The 841-nt window shown below is 76.5% G+C and carries 1 protein-coding gene; it reads left to right on the top strand.

Going from position 1 to position 841, the window contains the following annotated elements; translation table 11 throughout:
• A partial coding sequence (locus N869_RS15595) for an FUSC family protein (protein ID WP_035063208.1) occupies window positions 1–841 on the top strand: 841 nt, incomplete at both ends.

Consider the following 841-nt stretch of genomic DNA (forward strand, 5'->3'; position numbering starts at 1 on the left):
CCAGGGGTGGGCGCGGGTGCGCCGGGCGTTCGGCCCTGTGCTGCTCGCGAGCCTGGCCGCCGGGGTGGCGTGGTTCGTGGCCCGGGACGTGGTCGGGCACCCCAACCCGTTCTTCGCGCCCGTCTCGGCGTGGCTGGCACTGGGCTTCGCGGCGGACCGCCGCCTGCGCAAGGTCGCCGAGCTGGCCATCGGTGTGGCGGTCGGGGTGGCTCTGGCCGACCTCCTGGTGCAGTGGATCGGTTCGGGCGCCGTCCAGGTCGCGGTGGTGCTCGCGGCGTCGGCGCTCGTCGCGCGCTTCCTGGGCCGTGGTGACCTGCTGGCGATGCAGGCGGGGGTCCAGGCGATCGTGATCGTGGGCCTACCGGCCGCGGAGTCCGGCGGCGCGCTCGGGCGCTGGGTCGATGCGCTGGTCGGGGGCGCGGTCGCCCTGGCCGTCGCCACGCTCCTGCCCCAGGACCCACGGTCACGGGTGCGCAGCCTGGCTCACGAGGCCGTGACGGAGATCGCCGGCGTGGTCCACCTGCTGGCGCGGGGCCTGGAGTCCGCCGACCCCGATGACGCGGCCGAGGCCCTGACCCGAGGGCGTGCGTCCCAACCGGTGCTGGACCAGTGGCGGGAAGAGGCCGGTGCCGCCAGGTACAACGCCCGGGTCTCCCCGGCGTTCCGTCGGCACACGGGCGAGCTCGAGAAGCTCGAGGCGTCGGCCGTGCTGGCCGACCGTGCCATGCGCAACGCCCGCGTCCTGGCCCGGCGGTGCGTGCAGGTCGTGTCCGACGGGCACGACACGGCCCACCTCGCCGGGCTGGTCGCGGCGGTCGCGGCGGCGACGGACGACCTCGCG

Source organism: Cellulomonas bogoriensis 69B4 = DSM 16987 (assembly GCF_000767165.1).
Lineage (GTDB): Bacteria > Actinomycetota > Actinomycetes > Actinomycetales > Cellulomonadaceae > Actinotalea > Actinotalea bogoriensis.